The 20,258-nt window shown below is 59.1% G+C and carries 22 protein-coding genes and 1 riboswitch; of the genes, 12 read left to right on the top strand and 10 right to left on the bottom strand.

Annotation, left to right across the window (positions count from 1 at the left end; translation table 11 throughout):
• The first annotated feature begins 1 nt into the window (after position 1).
• From BM225_RS12760 to BM225_RS12730, 7 genes are all read left to right on the top strand, one after another.
• Positions 2-967, top strand: coding sequence for a YVTN family beta-propeller repeat protein (locus BM225_RS12760; RefSeq protein ID WP_092464753.1), 966 nt, complete (start codon positions 2-4; stop codon positions 965-967).
• A 12-nt stretch (positions 968-979) separates the two neighbouring features.
• Complete coding sequence (locus BM225_RS12755; protein ID WP_092464752.1) at positions 980-1,432, top strand: hypothetical protein; 453 nt, start codon at positions 980-982, stop codon at positions 1,430-1,432.
• 177 nt (positions 1,433-1,609) lie between these two features.
• Positions 1,610-1,826: riboswitch (cobalamin riboswitch) on the top strand.
• A gap of 124 nt (positions 1,827-1,950) precedes the next feature.
• Positions 1,951-2,736: a DUF4198 domain-containing protein gene (locus tag BM225_RS12750; RefSeq protein ID WP_092464751.1), complete on the top strand. Its 786-nt coding sequence runs from the start codon at positions 1,951-1,953 to the stop codon at positions 2,734-2,736.
• A 3-nt stretch (positions 2,737-2,739) separates the two neighbouring features.
• Positions 2,740-3,357, top strand: a complete 618-nt coding sequence (gene cbiM / locus BM225_RS12745) for a cobalt transporter CbiM (protein ID WP_092464750.1) — start codon at positions 2,740-2,742, stop codon at positions 3,355-3,357.
• Positions 3,354-3,944: a cobalt ABC transporter permease gene (locus BM225_RS12740; RefSeq protein WP_338060992.1), complete on the top strand. Its 591-nt coding sequence runs from the start codon at positions 3,354-3,356 to the stop codon at positions 3,942-3,944. Before cbiM ends, BM225_RS12740 begins: the two co-directional genes overlap by 4 nt.
• 3 nt (positions 3,945-3,947) lie before the next feature.
• Positions 3,948-4,739 carry a cobalt ECF transporter T component CbiQ gene (cbiQ, locus tag BM225_RS12735; protein WP_092464749.1) on the top strand — a complete coding sequence of 264 codons (792 nt, stop codon included), beginning with the start codon at positions 3,948-3,950 and terminating at the stop codon, positions 4,737-4,739.
• Entirely contained in the window at positions 4,726-5,382 is a 657-nt protein-coding gene (locus BM225_RS12730) for an energy-coupling factor ABC transporter ATP-binding protein (protein ID WP_092464748.1), read from the top strand. Before cbiQ ends, BM225_RS12730 begins: the two co-directional genes overlap by 14 nt.
• Before the next feature lie 2 nt (positions 5,383-5,384).
• Here the strand turns inward: BM225_RS12730 and BM225_RS12725 are convergent, their stop codons facing one another.
• Genes BM225_RS12725 through BM225_RS12710 form a run of 4 tightly spaced genes read right to left on the bottom strand, consistent with a single transcriptional unit; the run spans position 5,385 to position 8,913 of the window.
• Positions 5,385-6,218 (bottom strand): metal ABC transporter permease, encoded by an 834-nt coding sequence (locus BM225_RS12725; protein WP_092464747.1) that lies wholly within the window; start codon positions 6,216-6,218, stop codon positions 5,385-5,387.
• Complete coding sequence (locus BM225_RS12720) at positions 6,218-7,078, bottom strand: metal ABC transporter permease (protein WP_092464746.1); 861 nt, start codon at positions 7,076-7,078, stop codon at positions 6,218-6,220. Before BM225_RS12720 ends, BM225_RS12725 begins: the two co-directional genes overlap by 1 nt.
• Positions 7,075-7,962 carry a manganese/iron ABC transporter ATP-binding protein gene (locus BM225_RS12715; protein ID WP_276326956.1) on the bottom strand — a complete coding sequence of 296 codons (888 nt, stop codon included), beginning with the start codon at positions 7,960-7,962 and terminating at the stop codon, positions 7,075-7,077. The genes BM225_RS12720 and BM225_RS12715 overlap by 4 nt, the downstream gene beginning before the upstream one ends.
• Before the next feature lie 57 nt (positions 7,963-8,019).
• Positions 8,020-8,913: a metal ABC transporter substrate-binding protein gene (locus BM225_RS12710; RefSeq protein ID WP_143095389.1), complete on the bottom strand. Its 894-nt coding sequence runs from the start codon at positions 8,911-8,913 to the stop codon at positions 8,020-8,022.
• A gap of 293 nt (positions 8,914-9,206) precedes the next feature.
• Here BM225_RS12710 and BM225_RS12705 point away from each other — a divergent pair, with 293 nt between their 5' ends.
• From BM225_RS12705 to BM225_RS12690, 4 genes are all read left to right on the top strand, one after another.
• Positions 9,207-9,785, top strand: a complete 579-nt coding sequence (locus tag BM225_RS12705) for a DUF2796 domain-containing protein (protein ID WP_092464745.1) — start codon at positions 9,207-9,209, stop codon at positions 9,783-9,785.
• The gene (locus tag BM225_RS12700) at positions 9,782-10,480 is read left to right on the top strand and encodes an ABC transporter ATP-binding protein (RefSeq protein WP_092464744.1); all 699 of its coding nucleotides are present in this window, start codon (positions 9,782-9,784) and stop codon (positions 10,478-10,480) included. The genes BM225_RS12705 and BM225_RS12700 overlap by 4 nt, the downstream gene beginning before the upstream one ends.
• The gene (locus BM225_RS12695) at positions 10,477-11,724 is read left to right on the top strand and encodes an ABC transporter permease (protein ID WP_092464743.1); all 1,248 of its coding nucleotides are present in this window, start codon (positions 10,477-10,479) and stop codon (positions 11,722-11,724) included. The genes BM225_RS12700 and BM225_RS12695 overlap by 4 nt, the downstream gene beginning before the upstream one ends.
• A 126-nt stretch (positions 11,725-11,850) precedes the next feature.
• Positions 11,851-12,273 carry a DUF3299 domain-containing protein gene (locus BM225_RS12690; RefSeq protein ID WP_245780485.1) on the top strand — a complete coding sequence of 141 codons (423 nt, stop codon included), beginning with the start codon at positions 11,851-11,853 and terminating at the stop codon, positions 12,271-12,273.
• A gap of 5 nt (positions 12,274-12,278) precedes the next feature.
• Here BM225_RS12690 and BM225_RS12685 read toward each other — a convergent pair whose 3' ends face one another.
• Both BM225_RS12685 and BM225_RS12680 read right to left on the bottom strand, forming a co-directional pair.
• A complete protein-coding gene (locus BM225_RS12685; protein WP_092464741.1) occupies positions 12,279-12,782 on the bottom strand; it encodes an RES family NAD+ phosphorylase in 504 nt (167 codons plus the stop codon).
• Positions 12,782-13,132: an MbcA/ParS/Xre antitoxin family protein gene (locus BM225_RS12680; protein ID WP_092464740.1), complete on the bottom strand. Its 351-nt coding sequence runs from the start codon at positions 13,130-13,132 to the stop codon at positions 12,782-12,784. Before BM225_RS12680 ends, BM225_RS12685 begins: the two co-directional genes overlap by 1 nt.
• Before the next feature lie 210 nt (positions 13,133-13,342).
• Here BM225_RS12680 and BM225_RS12675 point away from each other — a divergent pair, with 210 nt between their 5' ends.
• The gene (locus BM225_RS12675) at positions 13,343-15,862 is read left to right on the top strand and encodes a cation:proton antiporter (RefSeq protein WP_092464739.1); all 2,520 of its coding nucleotides are present in this window, start codon (positions 13,343-13,345) and stop codon (positions 15,860-15,862) included.
• A gap of 41 nt (positions 15,863-15,903) precedes the next feature.
• On the opposite strand, the gene hydA is transcribed toward BM225_RS12675, so the two are convergent.
• The 4 genes from hydA to BM225_RS12655 all read right to left on the bottom strand — a co-directional run bounded on the left by hydA (position 15,904) and on the right by BM225_RS12655 (position 20,246).
• Positions 15,904-17,313: a dihydropyrimidinase gene (hydA, locus tag BM225_RS12670; protein ID WP_092464738.1), complete on the bottom strand. Its 1,410-nt coding sequence runs from the start codon at positions 17,311-17,313 to the stop codon at positions 15,904-15,906.
• A 73-nt stretch (positions 17,314-17,386) separates the two neighbouring features.
• Positions 17,387-18,349: a TRAP transporter substrate-binding protein gene (locus tag BM225_RS12665; protein WP_092464737.1), complete on the bottom strand. Its 963-nt coding sequence runs from the start codon at positions 18,347-18,349 to the stop codon at positions 17,387-17,389.
• Between the two features lie 53 nt (positions 18,350-18,402).
• Positions 18,403-19,680, bottom strand: a complete 1,278-nt coding sequence (locus BM225_RS12660) for a TRAP transporter large permease (RefSeq protein WP_092464736.1) — start codon at positions 19,678-19,680, stop codon at positions 18,403-18,405.
• Positions 19,677-20,246, bottom strand: a complete 570-nt coding sequence (locus tag BM225_RS12655; protein ID WP_092464735.1) for a TRAP transporter small permease — start codon at positions 20,244-20,246, stop codon at positions 19,677-19,679. Before BM225_RS12655 ends, BM225_RS12660 begins: the two co-directional genes overlap by 4 nt.
• Between the last annotated feature and the right edge of the window lie 12 nt (positions 20,247-20,258).

Here is a 20,258-nt window from a genome sequence, read left to right as displayed (position 1 = left end):
CATGCGTATCTCGACACTCGCTGTGATGGCCGCGATGGCCGCACATCCTGCCTTGGCCGATGAAATCTGGGTTACGAACGAAAAAGACGATACCGTCAGCGTGATTGACATCGAAACGATGGAGGTCAGCCACACCTACGAAACCGGCGAGCGCCCGCGCGGGATTACCTTTAGTCACGACTACAAATACGTCTACATCTGTGCATCCGACAGCGACGCGGTACAGGTGATGGACCCCGCTACTGGCGAAATTCTGCATGACCTGCCATCGGGCGAAGACCCCGAGCAATTCGTCCTGCATCCTGATAACAAGCACCTCTATATTGCCAACGAAGACGACGCGATCACCACGGTAGTCGATGTCGAGAGCCGCAAGGTGATCGCCCAGATTGACGTTGGCATCGAACCCGAAGGCATGGCTGTCTCGCCAGACGGTAAGATCGCGATCACGACCTCTGAAACCACGAATATGGCGCATTGGATCGATACAGAAACGCAGGAACTGTTTGCCAATACGCTGGTGGACTCGCGCCCGCGCCACGCCGAATTCGTGAAAGACGGCGCCGAGATGTGGGTCAGTGCAGAGATCGGCGGCAGCATTTCGGTCTTTGACACCGCGACACAGACGGAAAAAGCCAAGATCCGCTTCGAACTGCCGAACATCCACCCCGATCGCATCCAGCCCGTGGGCTTTGAACTCGGCGAAGGGGACAAGTTCGCCTATGTCGCGCTGGGGCCATCGAACCATTTGGCCGTCGTAAATGCCGAGACCTACGAGGTCGAAGACTACATTCTGGTCGGCCGCCGCGTTTGGCACATGGCGTTCAACGCAGACAAGTCGCGCCTGTTCACCACGAACGGGATTTCTGGCGATGTTACGGTCGTAGACGTAGCCAAGCGCAAAGCGCTGAAAACAATCAAGGTGGGCCGCTTCCCGTGGGGTGCCGCCTTCCGCCCGACCGACTAAGGGACCAGACCCATGAGAAAATTCATCACGATGCTAGCGATCGCGGCCACCTTGCCCATGGCTGCGATGGCGGATGACGACGACGATGATGACATGAAGTTCGGCATGGCCGGTCTGTTGTCCGCCAAAAACAAGCATGACCTCGAACCCATCCAACTCAGCGCGGGCATGCCGCTGACTTCGGAACCTTGGGTGCTGAAATCCGGCAGCTATTACGAGTTCGAAATTCAGGGCGACGGCAGTCAGGAACTGGCGCTGGTCGGCCCCGAATTCTTTCGCGCGATCTGGATCGACGAGATCGTGGTCGAAGGTCTGGAAATCCGCCCCCTCGGACTTGACTCCATCGAGTTTGACGAGGCCGGCGAGATGGAGATCGGCTTTATCGCGCTGAAGCCCGGCTCATACTACATCAAGATTCCCGGCAGCACGGGCGAGACCCAGCGTCTCGCCATCACCATCGAATAAATCGTGTCCAAAGTGCGGAATTTTTAGCTGGGTGCATCACAGTTGCACCCGCCTAAATTGCCTGTCCAAAGGTGCCGACCGACACTTGCTGCGTCAAAGACGGCACCCCATGACTTGCGCGCAATATCTACGTCCGAAGGGACAATCTTGGCAATTGACTCAAGGGGTCCAATTGCCCATTACAAACGTGTGAACGGTTCTGCAACGCGCGACACGGCGCAGCAGAAGTAAAAGGGAACACGGTGCGGCGTACCCATCAGGGACCAAAACCGTGGCTGCCCCCGCAACTGTAAGCGGAGAGTGCGTCCAAGGGGCCACTGGGGATCATCCTCGGGAAGGCATGACAGCACATCGACCCGCGAGCCAGGAGACCTGCCGTCACAGGGTCGGGAAACCGGCCTTACCCAACCGGACGCCGGGGTGAGCGTCTGGCTCGGCAGGTTTAAACATCTACCGTGTCCAGCTTCCCTTCTGTCCTTTCATCCGTGGGCTTTGCCCGCACGCCTGAAAGGTATGATATGACTTTGAAACTTATAGCGGCAGCGATGACGGCATTGCTCCCCTACACCGCGCAGGCGCACTTCGTCCTGCCCTACGCAGATGACACCCAGATCGCCCGTCCCGGCGACGTGCCACTGGCACTGGTCTTCTGGCACCCTTTTGACAACGGTCACGTCATGGACATGGAGACGCCGCAAGCGTTCTATATGATCCATCACGGCGAAAAAACCGACCTGATGAACCGTCTCAAGCCCACCAATTTCCAAGGCGCCGAGAACACAGGTGCGGCCTTCAGAGCCTCTGTCCCCGTCAAGCGCTCTGGCGACTATGTGCTGGTGACCGAGCCGGTCCCCTATTACGAACCCAGCGAAGACAAATATATTCAGCAGTTGACCAAGGTGGTGTTCAACCGCAACCAACTGCCTACTGACTGGATGGCACCGGTTGGCCTACCTACCGAGATCCTGCCTCTGGTCAAACCCTATAACGTGATCGCAGGTTCATCATTCACCGGTCAGGTCCTGTCCGAAGGCCAGCCCGCGGCAGGGATCGAGATCGAGATCGAATACGTCGCCGCAGCGCCTGATATTGACAGCTTTGCCGCGTCGGCACCGACTGTGCAGCCCATGTCGGGTGGCTCTTTGGTCGCGATTTCGGACGAAAACGGATACTTCACCTTTGGTGTGCCCAAGGCAGGCTGGTGGGGCTTTGCCGCACTCGGCTCTGGCCCCGCAACCGAACATGATGGCAAAGAGCTCAGCCAAGATGCCGTGCTCTGGATCAACGCCTACGATATGGAGTGAACCATGCATATCGTTGACGGAGCGCTGTCGAACCCTGTTGTTATCGCCGGAACGGCCATGGCCATTGGCGGTATCGCGATGGGGCTCAAGCAATTGACCCTAGAGCGTATCCCCGCGACTGGCATCCTGTCGGCCAGCTTCTTTGTCGCCGCGCTCATCCATGTGCCGATCGGCCCTTCCTCGGTCCATTTGGTGCTGAACGGGCTGGCGGGACTGATCCTAGGATGGGCGGCGTTTCCGGCGCTGTTCGTCGGGCTCTTGCTTCAAACGGTTTTCTTTGGCTTTGGCGGGGTGACGGTCATCGGCGTCAATCTGTTGAACATTGCAGCGCCCGCGGTGCTGGCTTGGCTGCTGTTTGGGCGACTGGTGGAGCGCGGAACCCCGATGTCAGGCGCGATTTGGGCCGGTGTCGGCGGTGCTTTTTCCATCGCTGCGACTACGATCTGTGTCGCGTTTTCGTTGGCTTTGACGGGGGACGAGTTCATTCCTGCGGCCAAGTTGGTGCTGCTGGCCCACATCCCCGTCATGGTGATCGAGGCCCTGCTAACCGGCGCAGCGGTCTATCTGGTGCGTCAAGTGCGGCCCGATCTCTTTACCGCGGTCAAGGGAGTCGCCCCATGATCCGCGGGCTCGCTCTGATCTTTGCTCTCCTTGCGATGCCCCTGCCCGCGGCCGCGCACAAGGTGATCTTTGCGATCTTCAAATCCGGCGATGTTGTCGAAGGGGAACTCGGGTTTTCCAACGGCGACATGTCATCTGGCGCTGTGATTGAGGCATTCGACAGCGCAGGCAACAAAATCGGCGAGGCCATCACGGACGCAGACGGGTTCTTTGTTTACGCTCCGACACAAGCGATCACCCATATCTTCAAGGCTGATATGGGCGCAGGTCATGTGGCCGAGGCCGAAATGACCGCAGATGACATCGCAGATATCCTCGGCGTGGCCGCTGCAGAAGAAACCGTAGCCAAAAGCACCACCCCCGCATCGCCAACCGCAACAGGCGGGGTCACCGTTGCGTCCTTGTCCAGCGAAGAGCGTTTGGCGATTGCCGAGGCCGTGCGCGACGAGATGCGCCCACTGCGCCGCGAACTAGCGGCCTACCGCGAAAAGAATGACCTTCAAACAATTCTAGGCGGACTAGGCTACATCTTTGGTCTGTTCGGCCTGTATTTCTACATCGCGGCGCGCCGCCGCATGGAGGGTTAAGGGATGAGCGATCGGTTGACCAACCCCGAGAAAACACTTCGGATAGGCCCCATGATGACAATGGGGCACATTCCGGATCTCGACCCGCGCATGCGGATCGTCTTGGCCGCCCTCTTCGCTGTGGTTGTTATATCCCTGTCCGACCTGATCGCCTTGTGTCTAGCCGTGTTGGTCGCAGTCACACTACTGCCCTTGTCTGGTTTGCCTGCAAAACGCACGTTCAAGCGCATGGCAGCTATGGACGGTTTCATTATCTTTACCCTGATCCTACTGCCGTTTTCCGTAGCGGGAACACCGATGTTCACCTTTCTCGGCTTTGATGCCTCGTGGGAGGGGCTGCGCCAAGCGGTCGAAATCGCGCTGACCGCGAATGCTGTCATCCTCGCACTCATGTGTCTGGTCGGCTCGATGGAGCCTGTCACTATGGGGCATGCCTTGCACGCCCTGCGGATGCCTGAACAACTGGTGCAACTGTTAATGTTCACCACACGCTACATCGAGACCCTGCGCGAAGAGTACATGCGCCTGCGCGCCGCGATGAAGATGCGCGGATTCCGCCCTGGCACCAATTGGCACACCTACCGCAGCTTTGGCTATCTGGTCGGGATGATGCTGGTCCGCGCGCTAGAGCGGTCCGAGCGCGTTCTTGGTGCCATGAAATGCAGGGGCTTTATGGGGCGGTTCGTGCTGCTAGAACAATTCCGGATGACGGATCGGGATTGGCTGTTTGCTGCGCTGATGACGGCCGCATCCGTCTTTCTGCTTGTGGTCCAATTCCGCCATGCCTTTGCTTGAACTTCGCGACATCTCCTTTGCCTATCCGGCCCACGCGCCTGTGCTCGAGGGCGCAAACCTGACCATTCACGCAGGCGAACGGCTGTCCATCGTTGGACCAAACGGCGTGGGAAAATCCACACTTCTGAAGATTGCGGTCGGCCTGCTGCGACCTAGCAGTGGTCAGGTTCTGGCCTTTGGCCAAGAGCGCCGGACAGAAACCGAATTCGCCGAAGTGCGCCGCCGCATCGGCTACGTGTTCCAAGATCCGGACGATCAACTCTTTTGTCCAACGGTGGCCGAGGATATCGCCTTTGGCCCGTTGAATTTGGGCAAATCGCGCGACGAAGCTTTGGCCATCGTCGATGATATCCTGCAACAACTGCATCTGACACACCTGCGCGACCGGATCACCCATCGCCTGTCAGGCGGGGAAAAGCGCTTGGTAACGCTGGCCACCGTCCTTGCGATGGAGCCCGAAATGCTGCTGCTGGACGAACCGACAAATGCGCTGGACGTGGAGAACGAGGCGCGCTTGATCGAGATCTTGCAGAACCTGCCCCAGGCTATTCTGCTGATCAGCCACAACCCCGAATTCAGCGCCAAGATCGCGCCCCGAGGCTATGGACTGAGAGCGGGCAAGTTGGAACGGCTGGCTGGCTAAGGTTAGAACGCCGCAGAAGCGCGGCGTGTCTGGATCGACTTGCGTACGAACGCCACGATGAACAGCGCCGTGAGCACCAAGATGATGGTCGGTGCAGGAGCGCTGTCGATAAAGAAGCTCAGGTAGACCCCGCTGACCATCGACACCGCGCATACCACCACCGAGACGATCAGCATGTGCTTGAGGCTGCGCACAAGCAAGAATGCGATCGCGCCCGGCGCGACCAGAAGTCCGATGGCCAAGATCAGCCCTGTTGCGGACAGCGTGGACACCACGGTCAGCGATAGGATCGCCAGCAAGCCATGGTGCAGCCAGCCAACGGGCAACCCCGACACCCGCGCCTGCGCCGGATCAAAGGCATGCAGCATAAAGTCCTTCCATTTCAGGATGAGCACAGCGGCTACAGGCACCGATATCGCGCCTGCCGTCCACAGGTCCTGAGCCCCGACCCCCAGCATATTGCCAAAGAGGATGTGATCGAGATGTACGTTGGTGTTGATCGCGACATACATCACGATACCCAGCGCAAACATACCAGAGAAAACGACGCCGAGCACGGTGTCCTGCTTGATCCGGCTGTTTTCGGTCAGGTAGCCCGTCGCAAGCGCGGTAACCATACCCGCCGCAAAGGCGCCGATGATCAGCGGAAGCCCCAAGATATAAGCCAGAACGATCCCAGGTAAGGTCGCGTGACTGACCGCGTCGCCCATCAAAGCCCAGCCCTTGAGCACCAGAAAGCAGGACAGAAGCGCTGTCGGCACCGACACAATCAAAGCAATCCAGAATGCATTTTGCATGAACGGAAAGATAAAGGGCATAAGCAGCGTATCGAACATCAAGATTGCTCCTGCTGCAGGGCAGCGGCGGCCTGACGTCGCGCGGCCAAGACGCCATGTTTTGGGGCCCAAACAAAGACCGCAAGGAAGATCAGTGTTTGGAGCACCACGATCACTCCACCCGTCGCACCGTTCAGGAAATAGCTGATGTAGGCACCCGCGAAACTGGTGATCGCGCCAATCAGCACAGACGTCACAATCAGACGCGGGAAGCGATCACAGAGCAGGTACGCCGTCGCGCCCGGCGTCACCACCATCGCGATCACGAGGAACGCGCCGACGGTCTGCATCGCTGCCACCACGCACGCCGACAGCAAGGTAAAAAAGACCCCTTTGAGCAGTCCGGGCCGCAGGCCGATTGACCGCGCGTGGCTTTCGTCAAAAAACGTGACCATCAAGTCTTTCCACTTGGCCAGCAACACCGCCAGCGAGATGAACCCGATCAACGCCAATTGAAGCGTATCTTCGGGCGTGATCGCCAGTATATTGCCCATCGTGATCGTCTGGATCGACACCGAGATCGGACTGACAGAGGCCATGAACAGGCCCAGCCCGAAGAAGGAGGTAAAGATAATGCCGATGATCACATCAGCCTTGAGCCCCGAACGATCTGCCAAGAACAGCATCGCCGCTGCCGCCAAACCGCCGGAAAAGAACGCGCCCAAAGCAAATGGCAGTCCCAGCATGTAGGCTCCAGCAACGCCAGGCACGACCGAGTGAGACAGGGCGTCACCGATCAGCGACCAACCCTTGAGCATCAAGTAGGACGACAGGAAAGCGCAGACCCCGCCAACCAGCGCCGACACCCACATGGCATTCATCATATATCCGTAGCTGAATGGTTCTAGCAGGACACTCATGACTTACGTTTCGCCTTTCGGGTCCGGTCGCCGTATTGCACAAGCGGGCGTTCGTCATCGCTAAAGATCGAAACATGCCGCGCGTCTTCGTCATCGTGCAGGTCAGTGCCGCCCAGAGTGAAGTGCCGTAGGACGCCGCCAAACGCCGCCTCAAGGTTCTTGCGATTGAAGGTGGTGTCTGTGGGGCCGTATGCCAACACCGTGCCCTTGACCAGCACTGTGCGGTCACAGAACTCGGGCACAGATCCCAGATTGTGGGTCGAGACCAACATCACCCGCCCCTCTTCGCGCAATTCACGCAAAAGAGCGATGATCTGATCTTCGGTCTTTACGTCCACACCGGTAAAGGGTTCGTCCAGCAAAATCACCTGACCATCCTGCGCCAAAGCGCGGGCAAGGAAGACACGCTTCTTCTGACCGCCCGAAAGCTCACCGATCTGGCGATGGCGATAGTCCTGCATGTTCACCCGAGTCAGCGCCGCATCGACGGCCTCGTGATCCGCTTTGGAGGGTCGGCGCAGGAACCCCATGTGGCCGTAGCGGCCCATCATAACTACATCCTCAACCAACACGGGAAAGGTCCAGTCGACCTCCTCGGACTGGGGAACATACGACACCAGATTGCGCTTGAGGGCCTCCTTGACGCTAAGCCCGAGCAACCGGATATCGCCGCGCGCCACAGGGACGAAGCCCATGATCGCCTTGAACAAGGTCGATTTGCCCGCGCCATTGACGCCGACCAGCGCGGTGACAGTCCCGCGCGGAATCTGGAAACTGGCGTCCCGCAAGGCCGTATGTCCGTTGCGGTAGGTGACAGTCAGATCCTGAGCTTCAATCCCGTCTCCGAGATGCGTCTCGCCGGACATTTGAATGTCGTGTTTCATTCGGACCATTCCATCAAAACTCGTGTCGCCCATGCGGGCAATGCTCATGCCGCATCATCAGTTGGTCTCCGCGGTCAGCCCGTCAACAACCGTTTGCGCTGTCACCTTCAACAGGTCGAGATAAGTGGGCACCGGCCCGCCTTCTGGCGATAAACTATCCACGTAAAGCACGCCGCCGTAGGCCGCACCGGTCTCTCTGGCCACTTGTTCCGCGGGCGAGGTGTTCACGGTGCTCTCGCAGAACACCACAGGGATGTTGTTCGACGTCACGCCGTCGATCACCGAGCGCACCTGTTGAGGCGTGCCCATCTGGTCCGCGTTCATCGGCCAGAGGTACAGCTCCTTCATCCCGAAATCGCGAGCCAGGTAACTAAATGCCCCTTCACAGGTCACCAGCCAGCGCTGCTGCTCGGGGACCAAGGCAATCGCTTGCCTTAGGGGCTCTAGCGTCTCGCGCAGTTCAGTTTTGTAGGCATCAGCATTGGCAGCATAGGTCTCCGCGTGTTCGGGGTCATGCTCGGCAAAGGCCCGCGTGATGTTATCGATGTAGATCAAAGCATTCTCTAGGCCCATCCACGCATGGGGGTTGGGCTGCCCTTCGTAGGCGCCTGCCGCAATCGGGATCGGGTCAATACCTTCGCTCAACGTCGCCGAGGGGATATCGCCAAGGTTGCTGAGAAACTGTTCGAACCAAAGCTCCAGATTCAGGCCATTCCACAAGATCAGGTCCGCGTCGTAGGCTCGGACAATATCGCGCGGGGTGGGCGCATAGCCGTGAATCTCTGCACCCGGTTTCGTGACGGACACGACCTCGGCCGTGTCGCCCGCCACGCGGCTCGCCATATCCGCAAGGACGGTAAAGGTCGTGACCACCTTCATCTGATCGGCCTGTGCGGCGCCACCTGCAAGTGCCCCGATCGCAGCGGCACACATCAGGCTCTTCAGTTTCATCATGCTCATTTACCCTACTTTCCATCAGCACGCTTGGACGGGGGCCCACAGCCGCGCTTCATTCTCTTGGCAAAGAGATAACGCAGCGCGTTAGCATTGCAATTGCAAATCACTCGCAAAAACATCTTCAGTGTTAATGCATCCGCAAGTTTCTGCGCATTGCATAGACATTCGCCCGATTTCGCATCGCACGACCGGTTGCGTTATGTTATCTTATCACATAACACCTCTGTTAGTTGAATCACGCGAAGCGCGCGGTCATAACCCTATTGCGCGACAAGGACGACATACCCATGAAATCAATTTCCGCAGCCCTTCTGGCATCCACGCTTGCGACACCCATGGCCGCACAAGTCACACGTGACATGGACGCCCACGAACACGGCGTCAGCACGCTAGAGATCGCAATCGAAGGGCAATCTGTCTCCATTTCTCTGACAGCCCCGGGAATGGATCTGGTTGGTTTCGAATACGAAGCCGAAACAAATGCGGACAAGGCTGCCATCGACAGCGCGTTAAAGCTGCTGGCAGAGCCTGCGAACGTGGTTCAGATGCCCGAAACCTCTGAGTGCACGATGACCGAAGCCAAGGCGCATCTCGCGGATGACCACGACGAAGAGCATGGGGGCGAAGAGCACGCGCATGAAGACGAACACAGCCACGAGAATGAGCACGATGATGGCGACGGACATACCGAGTTCCACGCGCACTACGGCTTTACCTGCGTGGCGCCAGAGGCTGTAACCGAGGTGACCTTCCCCTACTTCGACCAGTTCGAAAACGCCCAAGAAATCGAGGTCGTCTATGTCACTGACCAAGGCGCAGGCACAGCCGAAGCCACGCGCGCAACCCCGAGCGTCCGCCTGAAATGACCCAGACACCCGCTTTGGCTCTGACAAACGTACAGTTCGGCTGGCAAAGCCGAGGTGGGTTTACTTTGTCGTGCCCATCTTTCGAGGTCGCCCAAGGAGAGAGTGTGCTCTTGTTGGGCGAGAGCGGATCTGGGAAATCGACACTGCTGTCGCTGATTTGCGGGATCATCACCGCGCGTTCCGGCACCGTCGCCGTGGCAGGCCATGATCTAGGCCCCTTGCGTGCAGGGCAGCGCGATCGGTTCAGAGCCGAGCAGATTGGCGTAATCTTCCAACAATTCAATCTGCTGCCTTATGCCAGCGTCGCCGATAATATCGCGCTCCCTCTGCGGTTCGCACCAAGCAGGCGCAAGCGTGCAGGGGATATCCCCGCGACCACTACGACCCTTTGCCGTGATCTAGGACTGCCAGAGGACGCACCGCATCTCAAAGCAGGGCAGCTTAGTGTGGGCCAACAGCAACGGGTTGCCGTAGCGCGGGCGCTGATTGGGCACCCGCCCCTGATTGTTGCGGACGAGCCCACATCGGCGCTGGACGCAGCGACCCAAGAGAGCTTTTTGAAACTCATGTTCAATCAGGCGAGGCAGTCCCACGCGTCAGTCTTGATGGTGAGCCACGACGCCCGCCTCGCGACCCATTTTGATCGTGTAATTGACCTGAGCGATATCGTGACAACCCAGAGGAGCGCGGCATGATCCTGCGATTGGCTTTTGGCTCTCTGCTGGCGCGCGCATTGACCGTCGGGATGACGATCCTTGCGATTGCGCTCTCTGTTACGCTGTTTATGGGGGTGGAAAAGGTTCGCACAGGCGCGCGCGCCAGTTTTGCTGATACGATATCGGGGACCGATTTAATCGTTGGCGCGCGATCCGGATCAGTACAACTGCTGCTGTATTCTGTCTTTAGGATCGGAAACGCCACGAACAATGTCAGTTGGCAGAGCTATCAGGACATCGCTGCACGGCCCGAGGTGGACTGGATCGTGCCCATCTCTTTGGGTGACAGTCATCGCCAGTTTCGGGTCATGGGCACGACGCCAGAATTCTTTGACCGCTACCAGTATCGCGGCGGCCGTGCGCTGGATTTCGCGTCAGGCCATGGCCTGAGTGACCTGTATGACGCTGTCATCGGCGCGGATGTGGCGGCAACGCTCGGCTATCGGGTCGGGGACCCGATTGTCGTTTCGCACGGCATCGCATCGTTTACCCAGCACGAAGATCAGCCCTTTCGCGTTGCGGGCATCATTGCCAAGACCGGCACCCCCGTGGACCGCACCGTCATTGTCGGTCTGAACGCAATCGAGGCGATCCATGTGGACTGGCAGAGTGGCGCGATGACGCGCAACACCACACCGGTCGAGGCGATCCGAGAGATGGACCTGACCCCAACCGCGATCACCGCCGCGCTGGTTGGCACGAAATCCCGTCTGCAAATCTTTGGCCTGCAACGCTGGGTGAACGAATACGCCGAAGAGCCACTGCTCGCAGTAATGCCCGGCGTTGCCCTACAGGAGTTGTGGCAAATCGTTGGCGTTGCCGAGTCGGCGCTTATCGCCGTGTCAGGTATGGTTGTCGTGACCGCGCTGCTGGGAATGACGGCGATGATCTTTGCCTCCCTCAACGAACGCAGGCGCGAGATGGCGATCTGGCGCGCGATGGGGGCAAGCCCTGTGACGATCCTAAGCATGTTAGTGCTGGAAGCGATGCTTATGGCGGCAATCGGGGCCTGCTTGGGGATTGTGCTGCTCTATGGCGGGCTTGCGCTCGCGCGGCCCTATATCGATGCCGCATTCGGGCTCTGGTTGCCGATTGAGCCCCCCACCACCCAAGAAGCGTTGGTGTTGTTCGGGGTTGTTGTCGCGGCGGCAGTAGCCAGCCTGCTGCCAGCATTGCGGGCCTATCGTTTGTCTTTGGCTGATGGCATGGTTGTGCGGATATAATCGGTCCACCATATAGGGGTAACCGACACGCAATCTTTGGATGGCACGATGCTCCTGACACGCAGAAACTTATGCACAAGTCTTGCCGCTACGTTGCTAACCGCGACGGCACTTCGAGCAGACGCAGTGTTTGACTTGGAGTGGACCGATCTCGTCCCCGCAGATGATGCCACCGCTCGAAACCCGTTGCGCGGAGTGATGCCCCATGACGAGGCTGGCCCCGCCGCCAGCCAACCGGTGTCTTCTGGCGTGAAAACCGACTGGAACGGTCAAATCGTGCGGATGTCCGGCTTTGTAGTGCCGATCGACTATTCTGGAACAGGTGTGACGGCTTTTCTTTTGGTCCCCTATGTCGGGGCCTGTGTGCACGTTCCGCCTCCGCCCGCGAACCAGCTGGTGTTGGTTTCAACCGAAACCCCATACGAAAGCAAAGGCTTGTTCGAGCCGGTCACAGTCACCGGCATGTTTGGGACCGCCTCTGTCGCGACCCAATTGGCGGATGTGGGATACGCTTTGTCTGCCGACGCGATCGAACCCTACGAAGGCTAAGGCGCTCAGATGCGTCCCAATCGGTTCTCGTCATCAACAACAGACAGTCCATTCTCCCACTTCCACAGCACTAGGTTCAGGTTCGCATCGGTTGCACCTAACGCGTAACTGCGCACCAACAGAGCGACAAAGCCATCGGCCATGAGAGCGCGTGCAAAATCTTGCGTCGGAACGGCCCGCCCGTCCAACATCGCACTGCGCCACCCGCGGTCCGCGAGCCCATCCTCCGTCATCCCATAGCCGTGCAGAGCGGCTGTCTCCCGTGTGTCGAAAACTGGCCCCAGATCGGCGCGATACTGGACAAGGGTCGTCGGCTGCAGATCGCCAACCTGATTGGCCTCTCGCAAGGCTGTGGCCGGATCCATTGCGGTGTAAAGAGTCTCGCAACCCTTGGGGTTGAACCGCCCGCCATAGAGCCCCGCGCCCCGACCGGACAATGGATCGCGCGCATAGACAGGGTTAAGAGCCCGATACAGCGGCCCCTCATACCGCCCATTTTCCAAGGGCATCAGGCGTAGACACCCGCGTCGACTGCATCGATATACTCAAGAACCTGCTGCGCTTTGCCCTCTTGGACCAGCTGCATCGCCGTGCGCCCATCGAAACCCGCCAAAGGCTCTGACCGATACCATGCGTATGCCATCAAGTCCGACCCAAAACGCGGCTGCACCTTACTCAAAACCTCAACGAGTTCACGCAGCCGGCGCTGGGTTCTGTCTGACTGGATGCGAGCACGGCGCTGAAGCGCATCTTTGCCCAGCCCAACAGTTTGCGCGACCTCCTCGCTCGAGGTGCGCAGGACAGAGGCGATTTTCTTGGGCTCAAACAGCCCGCCCTCGGCATATTGCAGGATCGTCATAACAGCCACCCAATATCGGAGATTATGACACTATATAGCGTCACTATGGCCGAATGTCAAAGTCTTCACCCAAGGCGCACCTATGCGGAGCCCCACACGAGCCGCACGTTGCTCTGAACCCGTGGCATTTCCGACAATAGTCTCAGAACAAACACATACGTGAACGTATAGGCTCTTCCTGATTGTGAAACTCATGGTAATTGGCAGCGCATGGATATTGTTATCATTACCACGATCATAGCATCTCTTTTTCTGATAATCGGCGCGGCTGAACCACTGGCCGCGCGGCTCCGACTGCCGTTCAGCGTTATTCTGGCGGTCGTCGGGACGCTTATCGGTGTCGGCGCGATCTTTTTTCTACAGACGGAACTGACAGACGCGCTGAATCCAGTGGCAGAGGCGATCCTTGGCCTGCCGATCCGGTCCAATGTCTTTCTTTATGTTTTCCTGCCGACCCTGCTGTTCCAAGCGACCTTGGGAATGAACCTACGGCGCATGCTCGACGACTGGGTGCCAATCCTCTTGCTGGCCGTGGTCGCTGTCGTTGTCGCCACGCTCAGCGTCGGCTATGCCCTGTCCTATGTCAGCGGCCTGCCGTTGGCGGCGTGTCTGCTGATCGGCTCGATCGTCTCGACCACCGACCCGTCGGCGGTTGTCTCGATCTTTCGCTCGATTTCAGCACCCCAACGCCTGGCCCGCATCATCGAAGGCGAAAGCCTACTGAATGACGCCGCCGCCATTGCCTTGTTCGGTCTATTCATGGGCTTTGTCATGCTCGGCGTGCCCGACCCCCAACTTGGCGAAGCCGTGGCCCGCTTCCCCGTGTTGATCGCGGGCGGGGCCTTTACCGGATGGGTACTGGCACGGCTCGCGGTGCGTGTGATGGCCCTGTTCAACCAGCATGAGTTGGCGCAATTGTCGATCTCTGTCGCTCTGCCCTATCTGGCCTACATCGGCGCAGAGCAATCGGTTGGAGCCTCGGGTGTGATTGCGGTCGTGGCGGCAGGTCTGACCCTGAACCTGACCGCACCAGGGCGCCTGCAGCCTCAGACATGGACCAACATGCGAGAGCTTTGGGACGTGCTCGCCCATTGGGCCGGCGCGCTCATCTTTATCCTTGCCGCCTTGTTAATCCCGCGGCTTCTTGGCGGGATACATCTGACCGATGTTGCACTGATCGGAGTTGTCGTGCTCGCGGCGATTGCGGCGCGCGCTGTGATCCTGTTCGGCCTGCTTCCCCTGCTGACTTTAATGCGCGCGTCGCCCGCGGTCGAGCGGCCCTACCGCGTCGCCATCCTGTGGGGCGGTCTGCGCGGAGCAGTCACGCTGGCACTGGCTCTGGCCGTAACCGAAAGTTTCCGCGTTCCCGACGAGACCAAGCGCCTTGTCGGCATTCTTGCGACGGGGTTCGCGCTGTTTACCTTGATCGCGCAGGGTACAACGCTGCGCTGGATCATCGGTCGGCTCGGTCTCGACCGTCTTTCCCCGATTGACGAAGCGCTGTCCCGTCAGGTGGTCGCGGTCGCGCTACAGACCGTCCGCGAAGAGGTCTCTCGCACGACCGAGAACTACGAACTCAGCCGCGACATCGTCCGGTCCGAGGCCAAGCATTTCGGTTCGCGTCTCGACAACGCAGTCAAAAATGCCGAGGCCAGCGCCAATATTCTGGACCGCGACCGCATTACGCTGGGTCTGATTTCGCTGGCAGGCCACGAGCGCGACACTATTCTGGCCCGTGTCCACGAACGCACCATTTCTGCGCGGATGGCAGAACAAGTCCTGTTTCTGGCCGACCGCCTGCTCGAAGGCGCACGCGCCCAAGGTCGCAGTGGCTATCAACGCGCCGCCCGCCGCAGTGTCGCCTATGGCGCGTCCTTCCGCCTGAGCGTGATGATGAACAACAGGCTCGGCATGTCCGGTTTCCTAGCGCGAATGACGGCGGACCGGTTCGAATTCCTATTGTCCCAACAGCTGATCCTGCGCGATTTGGGCAAGTTCATCGACGGACGCATCCGCCGCATTCACGGGCGGCGCGTGGCCGATCTGCTGCAAGAAATGTTGAACCGCCGGATTGATCTGGTCGAAACCGCGCTCGACGGCTTGCGCCTGCAATATCCCGGCTATGCCGAAGAGCTAGAGCGCCGCTTTATCCGCCGCACTGCCTTGCGCCTCGAAGAACGGGAATACACCGCGATGCGCGATGACGGGCTGATTGGTGCCGAAGTCTTTACCACGCTGATGCAAGACCTCGCGGCCCGCCGCGCTGCCGAAGAAAAGCGTCCAAAGCTCGACATCGCTCTGCGCCGCACTGATCTGGTGCGCCGGCTGCCTTTGTTTGCCGATCTCGATGCAGCAACGCTCAAACGCCTCGGTCGCGCGCTGCGCACCACCTACGTGGACGCTGGCGAGACCCTGACGCGAAAGAACCGGCCAGCAAAGACCGTCTACTTCATTGAATCTGGCGCCGTCGAAGTCGAGGTTGGCGGCCAGACCCGCCGGCTTGGCCGTGGCGAGATGTTCGGCCAGATGGCGCTGTTGGCCAACAAAGCCACCCGCGCCGAGGTCAAGGCGATCGCCCCTTCGACCCTGCTCGCGCTGGACGAAATGCCATTCCGCAGACTCCTGAAACGCAGCAAAGCGATCCAAGCTGCCGTACGGGACATCGCCGTCAAACGCGGGATTGATCCGGAAACGCTCTTGCCGGCGCCAAACAAGAAAAAGGCCTCCTGACGCGGAGCGCCGGAGGCCTGGAGCCGTCGTTTGGGCTTTCTTTAGTTTCCAAAAGCGCGGCTGGTGCCACGGTCCAGGTATTCGCCATCGGTCGGCGCCCCTAAGACGTCACCCTCTTGGGCAATTGTCTCGCCTCGCAAAATAGTGCGGACAGGCCAACCTTTGACCGCAAGCCCTTCGTACGGCGTGTAATCACAGTCGTGGTGCATCAGGGATTGGGAAATCGTGACTTCGCGCTCCGGGTCCCAGAAGGTAAGGTCTGCATCCGCGCCCACGGCGATAGTTCCCTTTCTCGGGTAAAGGCCAAAGAGTTTCGCGGGATTGGTCGCAGTCAGTTCGACAAACCGCTCAATCGAAATGCGGCCCTTGCTGACGCCTTCGGAGAACAGGATCGGCAAGCGCGTTTCGACGCCCGGAATACCATTCGGCACCCATTTGAAATTGGTGCGCGCGCCGGGGACATCCTTGCCCTTTTCGTCTTCGAACCGGAACGGGCAGTGGTCGGAGGAAAAGATGTCGAACGTCCCGTCGCGCAGGCCTTCCCAGATCGCTTTCTGGCTGTCCAGATCGCGGGGCGGCGGCGAACAAACGTATTTCGCGCCCTCGAAGTCCATGTTCAGACCCTTCAGGTCATCGGCGGTCAGGGCGATATATTGCGGGCAGGTTTCCGCATAGACATTCATTCCGCGCTTCTTGGCCCACTGGATCTGTTCCATCGGGTCGCGGCCCGACACGTGAACGATGGTGATCGGCACGTCGGTCAGTTCTGCATGGGAAATGGCGCGGTGGGTGGCTTCGCGCTCAACACTCTGGGGACGGCTTTCGGCGTGGTAGTAGGGCGCAGTTTTACCGGCCTCTTCCAGACGGCGGGCCATGTATTTGATCGCGTCGTAACCTTCGGCATGGACCATGACCATCGCCTTTTCACGGCGGGCCACATCGAAAACATCGAGTAGTTCACGGTCGTTCAACACCATGTCGTCATAGGTCATAAAGACCTTGAAAGACGTATATCCCGCCTTGACCATAGCGGGCAGCTCTTGCCCCAGCACCTGCGGGGTCGGGTCGGTGATGATCAGGTGGAAAGAGGTATCCACATAGCACTTGTCCTTGGCTGCAGCATGATAGGCATCAACTGCCTCGCGGAGGGACTGTCCCTTTTGCTGCAGGGCAAAGGGCATGACGGTGGTATTCCCGCCCGCCGCGGCAGAGCGCGTGCCACTCTCGAATCCGTCGGCCATGACCACGCCGCCGCCCTGAGGCTGTTCAAGGTGTACATGCGCGTCGATCCCGCCCGGCAAAACCAGCAGGCCCTTGGCGTCGATATCCTGCCGCGCCAGCCCGACATTTTCGGCGATCGCGACGATGCGCCCTTGGCGGATGCCGATCTCGGCGTGGATGCGGTCACCGGCGGTAACAATTTCGGCGTTGCGGATAGCGATATCGAGCATTGGGTAATCTTTCAAAAAACGTCGGGGCCTGCGGACGAACGGAAGGGGGTGCAGGCCCCGACAGGGGGGTAACTTAGTTGGTCAGCGCTTCGAACAGCGCCTTCTGGCCATCGGTGGTCAGCTCGGTTGCATAGAGGGGCTTCGACGCCTCGATGAACGGAGCGGTATCGGGTTCGGTGATGTTCACGCCCTTTTCGCGGAAGCTGTCCAAGAGGGGCTGTTCCTGATCAACAACGTACTGGCGCTGCCAAGTCGCAGCCTCGGAGCCTGCTTCCAGAAGCGCGGTCTGGATATCCTCGGGCAGTGCGTCGAACTTGGACTTTTGCATGGTGATCGGGGCAGTCATGTTCAGCCAACCGACCAGCGCGAAGTTGGGCGCAACTTCGTAGAACTTCATGCCATCGTAACCGGTCGAGGCACCTTCGGCGCCGTCAACAACGCCCGACTGCAGCGCGCCGTAAAGCTCTGAATAGGACATCGGGGTGGGGTTCGCGTCATACTCGCGGAAGGCGCTGACGTGCACGGGGTTCTGCATGGTGCGGATTTTCATGCCCTCGAGATCTTCGATCGAGTTTACGGGGTTCGCGGTCATCAGGTGACGGATGCCCGACGAAAAGACTGCCAGCAATTCGAAACCAGACTCGTTCGCCGATTCTTCCATCATGCCCCAGTTGGCGTCAACCTTCTCACCCAGCGCAGGGATCGAGGGGAACAGGAAGGGCAGATCGAACACTTTGTAGTCTTCGACGTAGTTCGACAGCATCGCGTTCGAAGTCATGGCGATATCGACGGTGCCCATCATTACACCTTCGACGGTTTGCTGTTCGTCACCCAGCTGGCCACCTGCGTAGATTTCGATGGTCGCAGCGCCGTCAGTTTTCTCTTCGAGCAGGTCTTTCATCTTTTGCAGGCCCATGTCCTGCACTTCGTTCGCAGCGTTGGTGTGCGCGGCCTTGAAGGTGTAGTCGGCAGCGAAGGCAGGCACGGCAGCTGCCAGAGCGGCGACAGCGGCAAAAGTGGTGAATACGGTTTTCATGGTAGTTCCCTGTTGATGTTTTGGTTGGAGGAGGAGGAGTTGGCGTCCGCCGATCACATCAGGACCGACGGCAACCAGAGAGAAACAGCAGGCACAAAGGTCACCAGCATCAGCGCGGCCAGCATGCAAAGAAGGGGCAGCCACACCTTGCGAGAGACCTGTTCGATCCGGCGGCCAGCAACGGTCGCGGCGACGTACAGACAGATGCCATAGGGCGGTGTGATCAGGCCGATGGACAGGTTCAGCGCGGTGATGACGCCGAACTGAACGGGGTCGATACCGTAACTGCGCGCAATGGGCAGCAGGATCGGGAGCAAGATCAGGACAGCAGAGATGCTTTCCATGAACATGCCGACAATCAGCAACAGGACGTTCACGATCAGCAAGAAAACGAAGGGGCTGTCAGTGATGCCAGTCAACCAATCACGCAGCATCGCCGGTAGACCTTGGGTCGCGATGAACCACGTAAAGACCGAGGCTGTGGCAACGATGATCAGAACAGTAGCGGACAGGCTGATCGCCTTGAGGCAGATGCGCGGCAGGTCTTTGAAAGTGATCTCGCGGTAAATGCCCATGGTCACAAGCAGTGTGGTAAACAGCGCCACACAAGCCGCTTCGGTCGCGGTGAACACGCCGCCGATGATACCACCAATGATCACGATCGGAACGATCATCCCGGGCAGCGCCGCAACGAAGGCTTTGACCAGCTTGTCGAAGCTGAAATCCTCGCGGTCGGTTTGAACAGCTTCGTCCTGACGGGCGTGCAACCAGCAGCCCCCCATAAGTCCCGCGACAACGAGCAAGCCGGGAACGATACCACCAAGGAACATAGCGCCAATTGACTGGTTCGCGGTAATCGCGATCACGATCATAACGATCGACGGCGGGATGATCGACGCCAACGAGCCTGACGCTGCAATCACGGCCGAAGCCAGATCAATGTTGTACCGACGCTTGCGCATCTCGGGAGTCATAACCGCGCTGATGGCCGCGGTATCCGCCGAGCCAGAGCCGGAAATCGCCGCCAGACCTGTGCCCGTCACGATCGACACCAGATAGAGCGAGCCAGTGATCCAGCCCACCAATGCGCTCGCAAGGTTCACAAACCGGCGCGCGATACCGCCAGCCTCCATCAGCAGACCCGAGGCGACAAAGAACGGGATGGCCATCAAGGTAAACGAACTGATCCCGCCATAGACCCGTTGCGCCACGATTGAAAGGGGCACTGTGGTGGTCAGTTCGATCGCAACCAGAGCCGCGATCCCAAGGGCCAGAACAATCGGAACACCCGACACAAGAAGAAGAAGGAAACCTCCGCCGGCGAAAATCATGCGAGCACCTCAGAATTGTCAGTTTCAGGGCGCAGAACCTTGGGCGCGAAGGTCACGGCAAATTCGATCAGAAAGTAGCCAAAGCCGACCGGCAGAGCCATGTAAGGCCAGGCCATCGGAATACGCAGAGCGGGTGATTTGACGATCAAGCCAATCGCCACCATCGAGAACGACCCGACGACTACAACCGCCAAAAACCAGACCCCCAAGGCCAAACCAGCCGCATTACAAACCCGCTGAACAGGCAGCGGCGCCTTGCGGATCAGCACGTCAACCCCGACGTGCTGGTTGTACCGCATGGCAATCCCAGCACCGAGCAAGGTCAGCCAGACTTGGGCAAATGTGGCGGTCTCTTCGCTCCATGCGATCGAATAGTTAAAGAAGTAGCGACCGATGATCTGGATCAGGATGGCTCCCGCCATGTACGCCAAGAGCAAGAGCGCAACGCTGTCCACGACACGGCGCAAGACCATGAGGGCGCCAGCACCCAATCTGATCACATTTTGAAACGCGCCAGATTGCGCTTGGCCGGACCTATCCGTCGTCGGGGTTTCAGGGGATGGCATAGCGGACCTCTC

Origin of the sequence: Donghicola eburneus, from assembly GCF_900115865.1 — a bacterium.
GTDB classification, from domain to species: Bacteria; Pseudomonadota; Alphaproteobacteria; order Rhodobacterales; family Rhodobacteraceae; genus Donghicola; species Donghicola eburneus.
Note: the sequence above shows the minus strand (reverse complement) of the source record. Positions and strands in the feature narration are given on the sequence as shown.

Coding starts and splice junctions, on each gene's coding strand:
- BM225_RS12655 (WP_092464735.1), bottom strand. CDS start 20,246: ATGCCATCCCCTGAAACCCCGACGACGGATAGGTCCGGCCAAGCGCAA.
- BM225_RS12750 (WP_092464751.1), top strand. CDS start 1,951: ATGACTTTGAAACTTATAGCGGCAGCGATGACGGCATTGCTCCCCTAC.
- hydA (WP_092464738.1), bottom strand. CDS start 17,313: ATGCTCGATATCGCTATCCGCAACGCCGAAATTGTTACCGCCGGTGAC.
- BM225_RS12760 (WP_092464753.1), top strand. CDS start 2: ATGCGTATCTCGACACTCGCTGTGATGGCCGCGATGGCCGCACATCCT.
- cbiM (WP_092464750.1), top strand. CDS start 2,740: ATGCATATCGTTGACGGAGCGCTGTCGAACCCTGTTGTTATCGCCGGA.
- BM225_RS12665 (WP_092464737.1), bottom strand. CDS start 18,349: ATGAAAACCGTATTCACCACTTTTGCCGCTGTCGCCGCTCTGGCAGCT.
- BM225_RS12695 (WP_092464743.1), top strand. CDS start 10,477: ATGATCCTGCGATTGGCTTTTGGCTCTCTGCTGGCGCGCGCATTGACC.
- BM225_RS12675 (WP_092464739.1), top strand. CDS start 13,343: ATGGATATTGTTATCATTACCACGATCATAGCATCTCTTTTTCTGATA.
- BM225_RS12710 (WP_143095389.1), bottom strand. CDS start 8,913: ATGAAACTGAAGAGCCTGATGTGTGCCGCTGCGATCGGGGCACTTGCA.
- BM225_RS12685 (WP_092464741.1), bottom strand. CDS start 12,782: ATGCCCTTGGAAAATGGGCGGTATGAGGGGCCGCTGTATCGGGCTCTT.
- BM225_RS12705 (WP_092464745.1), top strand. CDS start 9,207: ATGAAATCAATTTCCGCAGCCCTTCTGGCATCCACGCTTGCGACACCC.
- BM225_RS12755 (WP_092464752.1), top strand. CDS start 980: ATGAGAAAATTCATCACGATGCTAGCGATCGCGGCCACCTTGCCCATG.
- BM225_RS12740 (WP_338060992.1), top strand. CDS start 3,354: ATGATCCGCGGGCTCGCTCTGATCTTTGCTCTCCTTGCGATGCCCCTG.
- BM225_RS12680 (WP_092464740.1), bottom strand. CDS start 13,132: ATGACGATCCTGCAATATGCCGAGGGCGGGCTGTTTGAGCCCAAGAAA.
- BM225_RS12720 (WP_092464746.1), bottom strand. CDS start 7,078: ATGAGTGTCCTGCTAGAACCATTCAGCTACGGATATATGATGAATGCC.
- BM225_RS12730 (WP_092464748.1), top strand. CDS start 4,726: ATGCCTTTGCTTGAACTTCGCGACATCTCCTTTGCCTATCCGGCCCAC.
- BM225_RS12725 (WP_092464747.1), bottom strand. CDS start 6,218: ATGTTCGATACGCTGCTTATGCCCTTTATCTTTCCGTTCATGCAAAAT.
- BM225_RS12700 (WP_092464744.1), top strand. CDS start 9,782: ATGACCCAGACACCCGCTTTGGCTCTGACAAACGTACAGTTCGGCTGG.
- BM225_RS12715 (WP_276326956.1), bottom strand. CDS start 7,962: ATGAAACACGACATTCAAATGTCCGGCGAGACGCATCTCGGAGACGGG.
- cbiQ (WP_092464749.1), top strand. CDS start 3,948: ATGAGCGATCGGTTGACCAACCCCGAGAAAACACTTCGGATAGGCCCC.
- BM225_RS12660 (WP_092464736.1), bottom strand. CDS start 19,680: ATGATTTTCGCCGGCGGAGGTTTCCTTCTTCTTCTTGTGTCGGGTGTT.